This is a genomic window from Nocardia arseniciresistens, from assembly GCF_046764875.1.
Lineage (GTDB): Bacteria > Actinomycetota > Actinomycetes > Mycobacteriales > Mycobacteriaceae > Nocardia > Nocardia arseniciresistens.
The window spans coordinates 153453-167133 of sequence record NZ_JBKORD010000018.1 but is presented as its reverse complement, the minus strand read 5'-3'; the positions used below and the strand labels follow the sequence as shown (position 1 = coordinate 167133).

13 protein-coding genes are annotated in these 13681 nt (G+C 65.9%); 6 read left to right on the top strand and 7 right to left on the bottom strand.

The features are described 5' to 3' along the window. Positions 1–8: 8 nt before the first annotated feature. Entirely contained in the window at positions 9–593 is a 585-nt protein-coding gene (locus ACLMAJ_RS30225) for a DinB family protein (RefSeq protein WP_412017253.1), read from the bottom strand. Positions 594–683: 90 nt separating this feature from the next. Then, the gene (locus tag ACLMAJ_RS30220) at positions 684–1748 is read right to left on the bottom strand and encodes a phosphotransferase family protein (protein WP_412017252.1); all 1065 of its coding nucleotides are present in this window, start codon (positions 1746–1748) and stop codon (positions 684–686) included. 80 nt (positions 1749–1828) lie between these two features. Between ACLMAJ_RS30220 and pabB the strand changes: the two genes are divergently transcribed. Further along, the gene (gene pabB / locus ACLMAJ_RS30215) at positions 1829–4030 is read left to right on the top strand and encodes an aminodeoxychorismate synthase component I (RefSeq protein WP_412017251.1); all 2202 of its coding nucleotides are present in this window, start codon (positions 1829–1831) and stop codon (positions 4028–4030) included. A gap of 144 nt (positions 4031–4174) precedes the next feature. Here pabB and ACLMAJ_RS30210 read toward each other — a convergent pair whose 3' ends face one another. Continuing rightward, complete coding sequence (locus ACLMAJ_RS30210; RefSeq protein ID WP_412017250.1) at positions 4175–4681, bottom strand: hypothetical protein; 507 nt, start codon at positions 4679–4681, stop codon at positions 4175–4177. A 94-nt stretch (positions 4682–4775) separates the two neighbouring features. On the opposite strand from ACLMAJ_RS30210, the gene ACLMAJ_RS30205 reads away from it, so the two are divergent. Beyond that, positions 4776–6944, top strand: a complete 2169-nt coding sequence (locus ACLMAJ_RS30205; protein WP_412017249.1) for a TerD family protein — start codon at positions 4776–4778, stop codon at positions 6942–6944. Positions 6945–6960: 16 nt separating this feature from the next. On the opposite strand, the gene ACLMAJ_RS30200 is transcribed toward ACLMAJ_RS30205, so the two are convergent. Both ACLMAJ_RS30200 and ACLMAJ_RS30195 read right to left on the bottom strand, forming a co-directional pair. Next, positions 6961–7680, bottom strand: a complete 720-nt coding sequence (locus tag ACLMAJ_RS30200) for a TetR/AcrR family transcriptional regulator (protein WP_412017248.1) — start codon at positions 7678–7680, stop codon at positions 6961–6963. 8 nt (positions 7681–7688) lie between these two features. Then, the gene (locus ACLMAJ_RS30195; RefSeq protein WP_412017247.1) at positions 7689–8918 is read right to left on the bottom strand and encodes a cytochrome P450; all 1230 of its coding nucleotides are present in this window, start codon (positions 8916–8918) and stop codon (positions 7689–7691) included. A 235-nt stretch (positions 8919–9153) separates the two neighbouring features. Here ACLMAJ_RS30195 and ACLMAJ_RS30190 point away from each other — a divergent pair, with 235 nt between their 5' ends. Beyond that, positions 9154–9600, top strand: coding sequence for a globin domain-containing protein (locus tag ACLMAJ_RS30190; protein WP_412017246.1), 447 nt, complete (start codon positions 9154–9156; stop codon positions 9598–9600). Positions 9601–9670: 70 nt separating this feature from the next. Here the strand turns inward: ACLMAJ_RS30190 and ACLMAJ_RS30185 are convergent, their stop codons facing one another. Then, positions 9671–11101, bottom strand: a complete 1431-nt coding sequence (locus ACLMAJ_RS30185; protein WP_412017245.1) for a DUF1254 domain-containing protein — start codon at positions 11099–11101, stop codon at positions 9671–9673. Between the two features lie 303 nt (positions 11102–11404). On the opposite strand from ACLMAJ_RS30185, the gene ACLMAJ_RS30180 reads away from it, so the two are divergent. Next, positions 11405–11680, top strand: a complete 276-nt coding sequence (locus tag ACLMAJ_RS30180) for a hypothetical protein (protein WP_412017302.1) — start codon at positions 11405–11407, stop codon at positions 11678–11680. A 25-nt stretch (positions 11681–11705) separates the two neighbouring features. Here ACLMAJ_RS30180 and ACLMAJ_RS30175 read toward each other — a convergent pair whose 3' ends face one another. Continuing rightward, positions 11706–12584 (bottom strand): esterase/lipase family protein, encoded by an 879-nt coding sequence (locus ACLMAJ_RS30175; protein WP_412017244.1) that lies wholly within the window; start codon positions 12582–12584, stop codon positions 11706–11708. Between the two features lie 366 nt (positions 12585–12950). Here ACLMAJ_RS30175 and ACLMAJ_RS30170 point away from each other — a divergent pair, with 366 nt between their 5' ends. Next, positions 12951–13331, top strand: coding sequence for a hypothetical protein (locus ACLMAJ_RS30170; protein WP_412017243.1), 381 nt, complete (start codon positions 12951–12953; stop codon positions 13329–13331). A gap of 51 nt (positions 13332–13382) precedes the next feature. Beyond that, positions 13383–13673: a hypothetical protein gene (locus ACLMAJ_RS30165; RefSeq protein ID WP_412017242.1), complete on the top strand. Its 291-nt coding sequence runs from the start codon at positions 13383–13385 to the stop codon at positions 13671–13673. Positions 13674–13681: the final 8 nt, after the last annotated feature.

Below are 13681 nucleotides of genomic sequence, written 5' to 3'. Positions count from 1 at the left end.
GCCCGACTTCAGCCGCGCACATCGTGAACATGATGAATCAAGTCGTGCAGGAAATAGGTCGCCAGGGTTTCCACGGTGAAGGTGGATCCGTCGCTGCGGCGCACCTCGAGTCCCCGGTCAGCGGCAGGCACTGATTCGATCGCTCGCGCGACTGTTTCGGCGGCCTCGGTCAACTCGGCGGCCACGGTGGCCGGATCCTGCTCGCCATATCCGTCGGCGACCGCCGTTTCGTCCTGATCCCAGTTCGCGAACACCGGCAGCCCGTCGGCGGTCTCCGAGGCTTCCAGACCCCGCCCCTCGAAGCCGGGAATCAGCGGCGCGATCGCCTCGGTGCACGCGGCAACGGCGGTGCGGTAGGCGAAGATTCGGCATACGTCGCGCACATGGGCGGCATACTCCAGCGACGACCATGTCGCCGTATCCGGGCGAGTGGCCGCATCGGCCCGCGCCAACGTCGCGGTCAACCGACCCGAATAAGCGCGAGCCAGGTCGGCGACGTCCGCATACGACGTCGCGGCCGCGTCGAATCCACATTCCGGACAGGATCGTTCGAGGACCCAGGTCCAGTTCTTCACATCAGGCACGATCGGCATGCGCCCACCATACGATTGGCCGCATATCATCAGCCACACAAAAACAGCCACGTGTCCGCAAGATTCCGACAGTCGCTGCGCCGAGTGCGTTTACTCCATCAAGCCGTGCGCGCGCTCGAAGAGCTCGAGGGTGATCGCGTGCAGGAAATCGCCGACCTGCTTGGGCGCCTTGCCCGCGTAGGCGCGAGCATGGGTGCCTTCCAGCACGATGCCCAGTTTGAAGCAGGCCAGCACCGTGTACCACGGGACAACACTGAGATCGCGGTCGGAGAACTTGCCGTAGTGCTCGATCATCTCCGCCGCGGTCGGCAGCCCGCCGACCGCGCCGAGCTTGCCGACCAGCGCCGCACCGGCGGTGCCCGGCTCGGGGCGCGTCGCGATCTGCCAGCCGAGGTCGAGCAGTGGATCGCCGATCGTGGACATCTCCCAGTCCACCATCGCCGCGACCTCGGGGCCGTCGAAGGAGAACATCATGTTCGCCAGATGGCAGTCACCGTGCAGGATCCCTGGACTCCACCGGGCGGGACGATTGCGGTCGAGCCACTCGCCGACCCGCTCGACGCCGGGAATCTCGGGGCCGGGGTAGCCCTCGTTGGACGAATACGACTCGAGTTCACCGAGCCAGCGCGGCACCTGCCGTTCCAGGAAGCCGTCGGGCTTGCCGTAATCGGCGAGTCCGAGCGCCTGGTAGTCGAGCGCGCCGAGCCGCGCGATGGCCTCCACCGCCGACAGGCCCATCTGCCGCCGGATCTCCTGATCCCCCGCGTGCAGTTCGGGCAACTCGTTCTGTGGGTTGAATCCGGTGATCGGCTCCATCAGATAGAAGACAGCACCGAGAACCGTTTCGTCCGGGCACGCCGCGATCATCCGCGGGGTGCGCACGTCGGCACCGTCGAGCGCACCGAGCAGCCTGGCCTCGCGACGGATCACCTCGTTGCTCTTGGCTCGCAGATGCTTCGGGCCGCGGCGCAGCACGTAGTCACGACCACCCCTGCGGAAACGCAACATGATGTTCTGCGTTCCGCCACCGAGCGGAGCCACCTCCTCGAACTCACCACCAGGCAGGCCCTGCTCGTCCATCCACTTCCCGACCACGGTGAAGTCGACAAGGTCACGATCCACGTCGACCGGCTGCGCAACAGACATGTTCGACATTGTGCCTCATCGATACCGGATAACTGAAGGCAGTTGACAACAGTTAGCCATTCGAGGCTGGGCGTAGGGTTTCAGGCACCATGCACACGTTGTTGATCGACAATTACGACTCGTTCACCTATAACCTGTATCAGCTGATCAGCGAGGTGAACGGCGCCGAACCGACGGTAGTGCGCAACGACGAGGTCGACGATCTCGAGCAGCTGGACCTTTCCCGCTTCGACAACGTCGTCATCTCCCCTGGGCCCGGCCGCCCCGACGTCGCCCGCGATGTCGGCATCTCGGCCGCGGTGATCGCCCGGACCGGCCTACCGCTGCTCGGCGTATGCCTCGGCCATCAGGGAATCGTCGTCGCGGCAGGCGGCGTGGTCGCGGGCGCGCCGGAGGCCCGACACGGCTACCTCGATCACATCGAGCACGACGACAGTGACCTGTTCACGGGCATCCCGCATGGTTTCACCGCCGTGCGATATCACTCATTGAGCGCTCAACGCCCGCTGCCCGACAGCCTCGAAATCACGGCGGTTTCCGCCGACGGGGTGATCATGGGCGTGCGCCACCGCGACAGACCGCAGTGGGGCGTGCAGTTCCATCCCGAATCGATAGCCAGCGAGTACGGCGCGGCGCTACTACGGAATTTCGCCAAACTGACCGCGGCCCAGCCGACCCCGCCCCACGTTCATCGGTTCGCGGCAGGCAGATCAGGGACCGGTCGACCCTCGATAGTCGGACAGTCCGGCTCCATCACCAGGGCTAGAGAGCAAGTAGCTTCAGGCACAACAGGATTCGTCCGAGCAGCCGAGCGATTCACGCCCGCGCTCGACGACCGGGATACCCGGCTCGGCTACCACGAGACCCCACGCCAAAGGCAGCTCCAACACAGTGTCATCGAGCGCGCCATCGATTCCGAGGCCGCCTTCGTTCGGCTGTACGCCAACTCCCCCACCGCATTCTGGCTCGACAGCGAGCACGTCGAACCCGGACTCGACCGGTTCTCCTTCCTCGGCGACGCGAGCGGGCCGCTGGCCGAGGTGGTTCGCTATCGGGTCGGCGAGGGCGCGGTCACCGTCGAGTCCTCCAACGGTGGTCGGCGCAGCGTCGCTGGCACGATCCTCGAATATCTGGCCGCCGAATTGCGGCGGCGATATGTCGAACTTCCCGACCTGCCTTTCGATTTCGCGTGCGGCTACGTCGGATACCTCGGCTACGAGGTGAAGGCCGATTGCGGCGCCGAGGCCGCGCATCGCGCGCCGACACCGGACGCGCAGTGGATCTTCGCGGATCGGATCGTCGTGGTCGACCACGTGGGTGGGCACACCCATCTGCTCGCGCTCACCGATCCCACTCCGGATGCGCTGCGAGCGGGCGCGGACTGGCTGCGCGACACCCGCGAGATCTTGGAATCCCTACCCACCTGGGCCAATCCGCCGCCGCTCGAGGCGTCCGCCGACACCGCCGCCGTCGCACCGCTGTTCACCAGGGGCCGCGATCGCTACCTGGCCGATATCGCCGTGTGCCACGAGAAGCTGCATGCGGGCGAGTCCTACGAAATCTGCCTCACCGACAACGCGACCTTCCCCGCCACCGAATCCGACGGACTCGACTTCTACCGCCGCCTGCGCCGCGGCAATCCCGCGCCGTACGCGGCCTATCTGCGCTTCGACGACCTCGAAATCGCCTGCTCCTCACCGGAACGCTTCCTCAAGGTCGATCGCGCCCGCACCGTGGAGAGCAAGCCGATCAAAGGCACCGCGCCCCGGGGGAACTCCGCCGCCGAGGACGAGCGACTGCGTCGCGAGCTTGCCGACAGCCCGAAAACCCGCGCCGAGAACCTGATGATCGTCGACCTGCTGCGCAACGATCTCGGCCGGGTCTGCCAGATCGGCAGCGTACATGTCCCGAAGCTGATGGCCACCGAAACGTATTCGACCATGCACCAACTGGTTTCGACCGTCCGCGGCACCCTGCGCCCGAACGTCGACGCCATCGATTGCCTGCGCGCCTGCTTCCCGGGCGGATCGATGACCGGCGCCCCCAAAAAGCGCACCATGGAAATCATCGACGAACTGGAAACCGAGGCACGCGGTATCTACTCCGGAACCATCGGCTTCCTCGGCCTCGCGGGCACCGCCGACCTGAACATCGTCATCCGCACCGCCGTCCGCCACAACGGTCAGTGGCGCATCGGCGCGGGCGGCGCCATCGTCCTGGACTCGGACCCCGAGGACGAATACCACGAAACCCTGCTGAAAGCGGCCGCCACCTACCGGGCCGTTCGATAGGGCGTTACGCTTCGGGCGCGACGTCACCTGGACCGCTTGCCCTGCGCCAGTTCCAGGTGGTTGCCGGGAAGCTCGGCGCGGGCACCCCGAACGTGGCCGCAGTACTGGTCAGCCGGCTCGACCGTGGGGACCGGCCACCTTCGACTACTTCCGTCGACCGCGTGAGCGGGGCGGCTCGGGCTCGGCGGGCGGCTCGGGAGTTCGGCCGGTGAACCGGCCGAGGATCGAGACGCCGGGCAGCCGGGACAGGGCGGTGAAGAGGTCTTCGCCGAGCCCGATCATCGACTCGAGTCGCGGCAGCAGGCGGTCGTAGGCCGCGAATGCCGGGTCGGCCAGGGCCAGGGTCCGGTCGAGGCGGTCGATGGTCGAGTTGAGGCGGTCGATCGCGATCGAGAGGTTCGCGATCAGATCGGGCAGTTGCGCGGCCAACTGCGCCGATGCCGGTGGCAGCCGCACCGCCGCGTCGAACGCCTGCCCTGCCGTCAGCTGTGCGGCATCCAAGGCCGCGCCCGCCGCAGACTGCGCGGCCGCCGCTGCCGACTGGGCGGCCGCCAGGATGTCGCCGGCGCTCGGCACACGCGGGCCCGGTGCTTTCGGAGGCGTCGCTTTCGGAGGCGTGGCCTTGCGGCCCGGTCCCTTGCGGGTGGTCATGAGACCACTGTGCCACTCCCGTGCGCCGCGCACCGCCGAGCATCGACCTCGCGGAATTCGGCGTGTCGGACCCTCGTGGCATAGTTCCAGGACGATGAAACTCAGCAAAGGCGCCAACGCACCGGTACCGACATCCCTTCTTGCCGTGGTTGTTTCATGGCAGTCGGAACATGTCGTCGATGGGCATGCGCTGTTGCTGAGTGACTCGGGCCTTGTTCGGACCGATCGCGATCTCGTGTTCTTCAACGCGCCACGGCATGTCTCACAGGCGGTGACGCTCGACCAGGAGCCCGCGCAGGGGACCGCTCGGCTGAGTGTCTCATTGCCGCGAACCGAGCCCGAGGTGCAGCGGATCGTCATCGCGGGCTCCGTCGACGACGGCACCTTCGGCGGCATCACCGGTTTGACGCTCACCGTGCACGCCGCCGACGGGCCGGTGACCCAGTTCGAAATCGCCGACACCGACTCGGTGGCCGCGATGATGTTCGGCGAGTTCTACCGCAGGAACGGTCAGTGGCGGTTCCGTGCCATCGGGCAGGGGTGGTCGAGCGGGTTGGCCGGGCTCGTCACCGAGTTCGGCGTCAGCGTCGAGGATCCGTCCGAGCCGACGCCTACCCGCACACCCGTCTCCAGATCCGCGAACCCGTTCGGCAGGACACATCCTCCGACGGCACCGCGATTCGCGGGTTCTCCCGGCACGAGCCGGTCTGCGACAACCACTCCCCGAGCCGCGGACCCCTTCGACCGCTCTCGCGGCGCCGAGCGCGACCCCCGAGCCTCGCAACGCTCGCAGGACTCCCGGACACCAACACGTGCGGAGCCCTTCGATGAACAAGGGCCACCCGCGAACATCGGTGATTCGGGCGGTCCATACGACGGACGTCGAGCGACGGCGGCGACCGCATCCCGGTCGGCGACATCGTTCGATCACCACCAGCCACCGGCGACGACAGCGGGCCAGTCGACCGAACCGTTCGATCATCACCGGCCACCGGCGGCAACCGCGGCACAGTCGACCGAACCGGGGTTCGATCAGCGGCCGTCACCCGCGCCGCCCGAATTCGAGGCGACCGATGGACACACGGCATCGACAGCGAACACCTTCCGAGCACCCGAACGTTCAGCAGGTCGAGCGGGACGGTCTGTCGACCTCGAACGCCATCGCCGATCTGCCGAACAGCCACCATCACCCCCGCCGCCCGATCCCGAACGCGCCGAATGGCATTCGGATCCGGAAGACCCGGCGCGGCTGCGCTGGTGGGACGGAAGCGAATGGACAAACGCCACCTACCACCGCAGGCAGCCGGGCCCGCGCGACTGCGTACGGTGCGCCAACCCGCGCCGCCGCAAGCTGTTCGGCGGCCTCGCACCGTGCCAAGAGTGTGAGATCGAGATCGAAGAGTTCCTCACCCACTGGCACACCCAGGCCTGGCGGGTGCTCACCATGTCCGGGCCGCGCGGCGGCGACTGGGAGGCGTTGTGGGCATCGCTGCGGTATCAGCGCATCGACGAGAGCGCGGGCAGGCAGGCACTGCACGCCGGCGCGCTCAGTTACGTCGAGCGGCTGGTCACCTTCGCCTTCGCCGACGGCGAGGTGGAGCTCGCCGAGTTCGAGGCATTCGAGTACGCCATCGCCGAGCTGGCACTGAGCGGCCCGCTGATCGAGGACCTACGCAGGCGAATGCACCGCGGCCGCACCCTGTCCCGGCTGCGCGCCGGGGATCTGCCGATGATCAGGACGCCAGGATTGCACCTGGATCCCGAGGAGAAGGTGCACCTCGATCTGCCCGCGATCCATGTGCGGCTATTGGCCAAGGGCCCGAAGCTCACCGACGGCCGACTAATCGGCAGCAACAAGAAGCTCCGCTTCGTCGGTGCCGACACCGGCATCGAACTGCCGTGGTCGCGAGTCGTTTCCGTGCACCGCGAACAGAACACCGTCGTACTCGCCGCGACCTCGGCACGCGGTGGCGCGATCTTCGAGGTCACCGACCCCGACTACGTCGCCGCGGCCTTGGAAGGCGCGCTACGGGTGGCCAAACGACTGATCCTCACCCCGGGCCAACGCGACACCCGCAGCATCCCGCAGGAGGTGAAGGCCGAAGTGTGGCAACGCGACGGCGGCAAATGCGTCGAATGCGGCGACGGCCACTACCTCGAGTTCGACCACGTCATCCCGCTCAGCCGCGGCGGCGCGACGAGCGCCTCGAACCTTCAAATCCTCTGCCGCGCCTGCAATCGCACCAAGGGCGCGCGAATCTGAGCAACCAGGCGATCGACTAGTCGCTGATCAATCCGGCCGTCCGACCCAGTTCCGCAAGCATCGTGTCGAACAGGATCTCCGGATGCGACAGCGGAATCGGGTAGTTGCCGAATACTTCCAGGGTGACGTGGCCGTAGAGGCGGGCCCAGATCTGGATCATCAGATAGGTCACGCCGAGGTCGAGCTTTTCGGCGGGGAACTTCTGGCCGGCCTCCGAAACCGCGGCGAGCAGCTCGGTTTGGAAGCCGACGAGATCCTCGCGCAGGTCAACGGGAATCACCTCGGTCGGCAGCGTCACGATGTCGTAGGTCGCGAGCAGGCGGCCGGCGGCGGCGAGAAAGATGCGCCCGAACGGTTCGTCGAAACGCCGCATAACTCCGGAGCGGCCCACGCCGGGCGAGGCGAACACCAGGGTGAACTCCCTGGTGTGCGCCAGCGCCCAGCGCCGGAAACCCTTGCAGATGGCGAAGAACTGCACCGCGCCGTCGTCGGGCAGGGTGGCGATCTCGGCGGACAGCTCGGCTGCGAGATCCGCGCAGAATTCCGAGCGCAGTGTCTCGAGCAGATCCTCCAGCGACCGGTAGTACCGGTACAGCGCGGGCGCGGTGATCCCGAGTTCCCGCGCGATCGCCCGCAACGTGACCGCCTGGGGCCCCTGCTCGACCAGCAGCGCGCGGGCCACCCGCCGGATGTCGCCGTCGGTGACCACCGGCGCGCGACCGCGCGGTTTACTCATACGGAGATTCAAGCGTATTCGACTTCCCAGCGCTTGATGCCGTTGAGCCAGCCCGAGCGCAGCCGCACCGGATCGGAGACCTGGCGCAGGTTGGGCATCGCGTCGGCGATGGCGTTGAACATCAGGTCGATCTGCAGGCGGGCCAGGTTGGCGCCGACGCAGTAGTGGGTGCCGGTGCCGCCGAAGCCGACGTGCGGGTTGGGGTTACGCAACACATCGAAGGTGAACGGGTTCTCGAAGCCGTCCTCGTCGAAATTGGCCGAGCTATAGAACAATCCGACCCGCTGCCCCTTCTTGATCTGCTGACCGCCGATCTCGGTGTCCTGTTTCGCGGTGCGCTGGAACGCGGTGACCGGAGTGGCCCATCGGACGATCTCGTCGGGCGCGGTGCGCGGACGCTCCTTCTTGTACAGCTCCCACTGGTCCGGATTGTCGACGAAAGCCTTCATACCGTGCGTGATCGAATTGCGGGTGGTCTCGTTGCCCGCCACCGAGAGCAGGATGACGAAGAACGCGAACTCGTCCGAGCCCAGGTTCTCGCCGTTGATGTCGGCGTTGATCAGCTGGGTGACAATGTCTTCGGCTGGACACTTGCGCCGCTCTTCTGCCATGTTCCAGGCGTAACCCATGACCTCGGCGGTGGCGGTGTGATGGTTGCCGTCGAACTCCGGATCGTCGTAGGAGATCATCTGATTGGTCCAGTCGAAGAGCTTCCTGCGGTCGTCCTGTGGGACGCCGATGAGCTCAGCAATCGCCTGTAGCGGCAGTTCGCAGGCGACCTGCTCGACAAAGTCGCCGCGCCCGGACTTCTTGGCGTCGTGCACGATCTTGGCCGCCCGCTCGGTGAGCGCGGCGCGCAAGTTCTCGACCGCGCGGGGGGTGAAGCCTTTGGAGATGATGCGGCGGATCTTGGTGTGCTGCGGCGGATCGAGGTTCAGCATCAGCATGTTGCCGAGCATGTCGATCTGCTCACGGGTGGTTTCTTCGTTGAATCGAATGATCGCGGTGTTCTCCTGGGAAGAGAAGACGTCCGGATTCTTCGAGATCTCCTTGATGTGCTCGAGCTTGGAGACCACCCAGTAGCCGCCGTCGTCGAAGCCGCTGGCTCGATCGGGCTGGGCGCACCACCACACCGGCGCGCAGCGGCGCAGCTCGGCGAATTCTTGGATGGGCAGACGACTGGCGAGCAGGTCGGGGTCGGTGAAGTCGAATCCTGCGGGGATCGAGGGGGTTGTCACGGCTATCTCCTACCGGTCTGGGCTGCAGACCTCACAACGTTGTGCGGAACACGTTCCAGAGGAGATAAAACCACAGAACACCATCAGGTGAACAGTGTTTACTAAAACCCGTTTACTTTTCTTTGGCTACGCACAGGAACCCTGACATTTCGGTCAAACCGCGCGCGGTCACCGCGATCGGGCTTGTAATGGGAGGCGACAGATTCGCTCTATTCTCCATTCGGAGGCTCTCACCATGACCACTCTGCACGAGCACGCGGGCGGTGACGAGGTGCTACACCGCGTCGAAGAGGCGTTCTACGAGAAGGTCCTGGCCGACCCGGTGCTGAAAACTCAGTTCACCGAACGGCACCCGGATCACGTCGACCACCTCACCTGGTTCACCGCCGAATCCTTTGGTGGACCGGACCGTTTCACCGAACGACTCGGCTTCGACTACATCATCGCGGTGCATCGCCATCTGGCGATCACCGATGAGCAGCGCAGTCGGTTCACCGAGCTGTACATGGAAGCCTTCGAGGAAGCGGGTCTGCTGGACAACGACGGCTTCCGCGAAGCCGTTCGCTCCCACGCCGAGTTCGGTTCGAAAGTGGCGCAACAGAACTCGCACGCCAAGACCGACGAGGAACTTCACCCGATCCGTGCGGTACCGCGGTGGACGTGGGACGGCGACAGCCGCTGACCCGGCGGGATTCGTCGCGCGATCAGATCGACCGTCATCTGAGCCAGCGCGTCGGTGACATCGGCGGACCCTACGGCGCGACGTTCAGCACGGGTGGCCTCCACTGCCCGTTGAGCGCGGCAGCTTTCGGCGCGAACAAGTGCATCGTGAGCGAGAACCGCCCCAACTCCGGGATAGGCAGCCAATTGCCGGTCGGCACACTCGCGCCCGGGTCGGTGTGCTGGATCGCCAGATCCAGTGAGCCGTCGGCGTTGAGGACGACAGTTCCCTGACGGCCGATCGAGTAAATATTCGCCGGGTTGGGTACCAGGAAGTTGTCCGCGCCGTAGGCGGTCAGCGACCAGAACGCATCGACCGGCGGCAGCTGGCCCTGCGGGAAATGCAGCCGGAAGTTCGCGGGCACGCCATTGAGATCGGCGCTGCCGGAGAGGGTCGGATATATCGCGTCTTCCGGCAGGTTGGCACCCAACGCGTGCCATGCGGTGCTGGCGCGCAGCATGTAGTTGGTTCCGTAAGTACCGATGTCCCGTTCGAATATCCACCCGTTCTCGTTCACCGCGGTCGGGGTGGAGCTCGCGGGGATCTGCCTTTTCGCCCGATCCGCGGCCGCGGTCAGATCCTCGGCGGAGATACCGGTGACGCTGCCGCCCGGCCGAATCCCGATGGTCGCGAAGCGGTTCATCGCGGGCAGGTCCTCGGCGCTCGGCGGATTCACCGCCATCACCGCGCACAGCCTGTCGAAGAAGGTGGCCGCGCCCATCTCGACGACCTCCCTCGACGGCGCAATTGCGGGGCCCTCCGCCGACGCTGCCGTTGGTTCGGGCATTTCTCCCGCCACCCATGCGTTGAGCCGGACGAGCTTCAGCTGCTGCTGAATGGCCTGCACGGCGGGGATGTCGTCGGCGCCGTTCACTTGAATCCGGCCGATCAACCACACTGTCGGGGTCGGCGCGGACAGCTGCGTCACGCCCTCGGGCAGGCTTCCACTCCACCGGGGCCCGGTGACGACGTAGGTGTAGGGCGGTGCCTGCGCGCCCGGCTTCACCTGCGGCCGAATGCTACTCGGGCTGTGCACGGTATTGGTCCAGGCGTCCAGCAGCTGCATCAGCCAGTATCGGCCCTGTTCAATAGCGGGCACCTGCAACACGATCGGCTCGGTGGACACGTCGAGCCAGGCGACGGAGTACATGGTGTCGAGATTCATGCGAACGGCATCGCGGGTCTCGGGCGTCGGCAGGATGGAAGCGTGCCGGAAGGTGTTGGCGGGCGCGAACTTCTCCGAGGCGACCCGAGTCGCGTCCATCAGCACCAAGGGATAGCCGAAGATGTAGGCGTCCGTGGCGATCGTCTTCGGGTCCTCGGGCATGAGAGTCACGCTGGTCGAGGGGCTCTTGTCCGACGTGCCGCAGGCCGTCGACACGGTGACACTCGCCATGGTCGCGGCGGCCACCCCGAACATCGTCCGGCGCGAGAGCCGTGCGAGTGAATGCTCGTCGCCCATGGTCTTTCTCCCCATTCTCCGATCGAGCCGGACGCCTTCGAGAGATCCAGGCGGAAGTATAGCCACATATTTGCCCGACCTGCGGTACCTACAGTGGCGCAACCACACCGATGGGCGGGATCACCAGTTCGCGACGGCCATTGCTCGACCGCACACTCTCTCCGTCATCCCACCGCCGCCGACTCCCGCAAGGTGTGATTTCGCTGCGCCTTTGCTTCGACGTGACTGCGCCACTGCGGATTAACCGATACCATCCCTGTGAGCGAATCCATCCTGTCCCACATCCAGAATGAGCAGCACCTGATGATCCTGGCCGCCGTTTTCGACACCTGGGCGCAGATAGGCAATCCGACACCGGAAGCCCCGCCCATCTCGGATAAGTTCCTCCAGCTTGTCCGCTACCTGACCTGGTTCGTGCTATTGGCCGGCGTGTGCGCCATCATCTACGCGGGCGGTCGTTTCGCCTGGGAGAAGTGGTCCGGCGGCGGTCTCGAGTCACCGAAGATGGTGGCCGGAGCCATGATCGGCGGTGTCATCGCCACCAGCGCGGGCACCATCATGAACGCGGTCATCGGCTGAGATACGGCCGCGTCGGAGGATGCGGCTATGAGTAGAGCTGCTCGATAACCCAATTCGTGGTGTCCGGGCTCGAACGGACGGTCGAGTGATCGACTGCGGGGCTACCTGGGAACAGGTCCTCGTAGAAGACGTTGGTGACGCCCGGTTCGGTGATGAACGAGCACACTCCGGGCGGTGTCGCGATCGCGTCGTTCTTGGTCGCCATCACCGAATAGCGGACACCGGGCTGGGTCAATGGTCCGTTCATGACGGCCTTGTAGACGTCCGATGCCGGTGTCAGTTGCAGTGCGTTGGCCATGCTCGGCATCAGTGTCGACAGCACCGGCACCAGGAACGGCAGCGCCGTTATCAGCTGGACCGGCGTAATCGGCAGGTTCTTCAGCCCGTACTGCGCAAGGAAACCGGCCCCGTCACAACCGCGAGCCTCCGGCGTCAGCAGCACCATGTTCGGCACATCCGCGGCACCGCCGAGCACCTTGACGAAGTAGTTCGCGACGAACGTGCCCGCCGAATGAGCGACGATATCGACCTTGGCCGCCCCCGTGACCGCCTTGACCTTCGCAACGAACTGGGCGAGCTGCCGAGCCGCGCTCGACATATCACCCGCCCAACGTTTTCCATCGACGATTCCGCCCTGGAACAGCAGCGTGCAAGCACCCTGTCCGCGCAGCGCCGAAACCATCGGATCCCATTGCGCGGCGGTATCCGCCGTACCCCCGTCCGCTCCCGGCAGCACGATCACAGGATTCGGTCGGACATCGCTCGGATGGCAGTCGATCGCCGGTTCGATCACCGTGCCCGCCGGTACGCTCGGCGCGGCCGAGTCGCTGGGAGCCGCGCCACCCGGTGCCGCCGTCATCCCCAACACACCGACGACCGCGACCCCTACCATTGCGGCGCGCATCGAAATGCTCTGCCCCTGCCGCCTGAAAATCATGTGCTACAAAGCCTTTCGACAACGCCCACCGCCACCGACAACGCCAACCGAACCGGCCCTGACGTCACAGAGTGACAATAGTGAACTGACAAACTCGGACTCCCGACTAATGCCCTTCGCCCACATGCCAACAGCTCGCACCCCAGATGTCAACCAGCCCCCGTGCAGTTCCGGTACGCGTGCGCCGACTGCCGCAAGGCCGACCTCCCCGAACCTGAAACGCTCGTATGGTTCACTGCCACGTTCCCCGGCCACTGCGGCGACTGCAACCGCCCCAGTCAGCCCGGAGACGACGCCGGAACCCGACGACGGATACCTGTGCAGGAGGCACGCATGACGCGCAACCGCGCCAGCGCCAAGAAGGCCGGCGCCACATTCGAGACCAGTATCGCGGCGTACCTCGCCGAGCATGTCGACGGCCACATTGAGCGCCGAACCAAGAACGGCGCCAAGGATCGAGGCGATATCGGCGGTCTCCGTGCCCACGGCAAGCGCCTCGTCGCCGAATGCAAGGACTATGGCGGCAGGATGCTCGCCGGGCCGTGGCTGAAGGAGGCCGCGACGGAGCGAGGCAACGACGAGGCTCTCGCCGCGATCGTCGTCGCGAAGCGCCGCGGCGTCAGCGACCCCGGCCAGCAATTCGTGCTCATGACCCTCGCCGACTACGTCGCCATCACCACCGGCACCCGCCCCGACGAGCCGACGCCCGCATGACCATGGAAGACCATTGCGCGGCGATGTTCGCCGAAGGAAAGATGTGATCTCGTGACGGCCGAACACCCAACAGACGAGCAACTACGGCAATGGCTGTATGACGCCGAATACGACTGGGATGCCGACGACTCCGACCGGCCGATGCCATCGAACACCTTCCCGGCCTACTACAACGACGCCTACCAGCCGACCCTGGCCGCCCTGTTCCGGGAACTGCTCGAGCATCGCAGCAGAGCGCGCAGGCACCACCTCGTCGACGAAGCCGTCAACAACCCCGATCCCACCGCGGCTGGTCGCGCAGCTGTCGAATTGCACAAGCTGATCCGAGAGGAAGATCAATAGGGCGACGC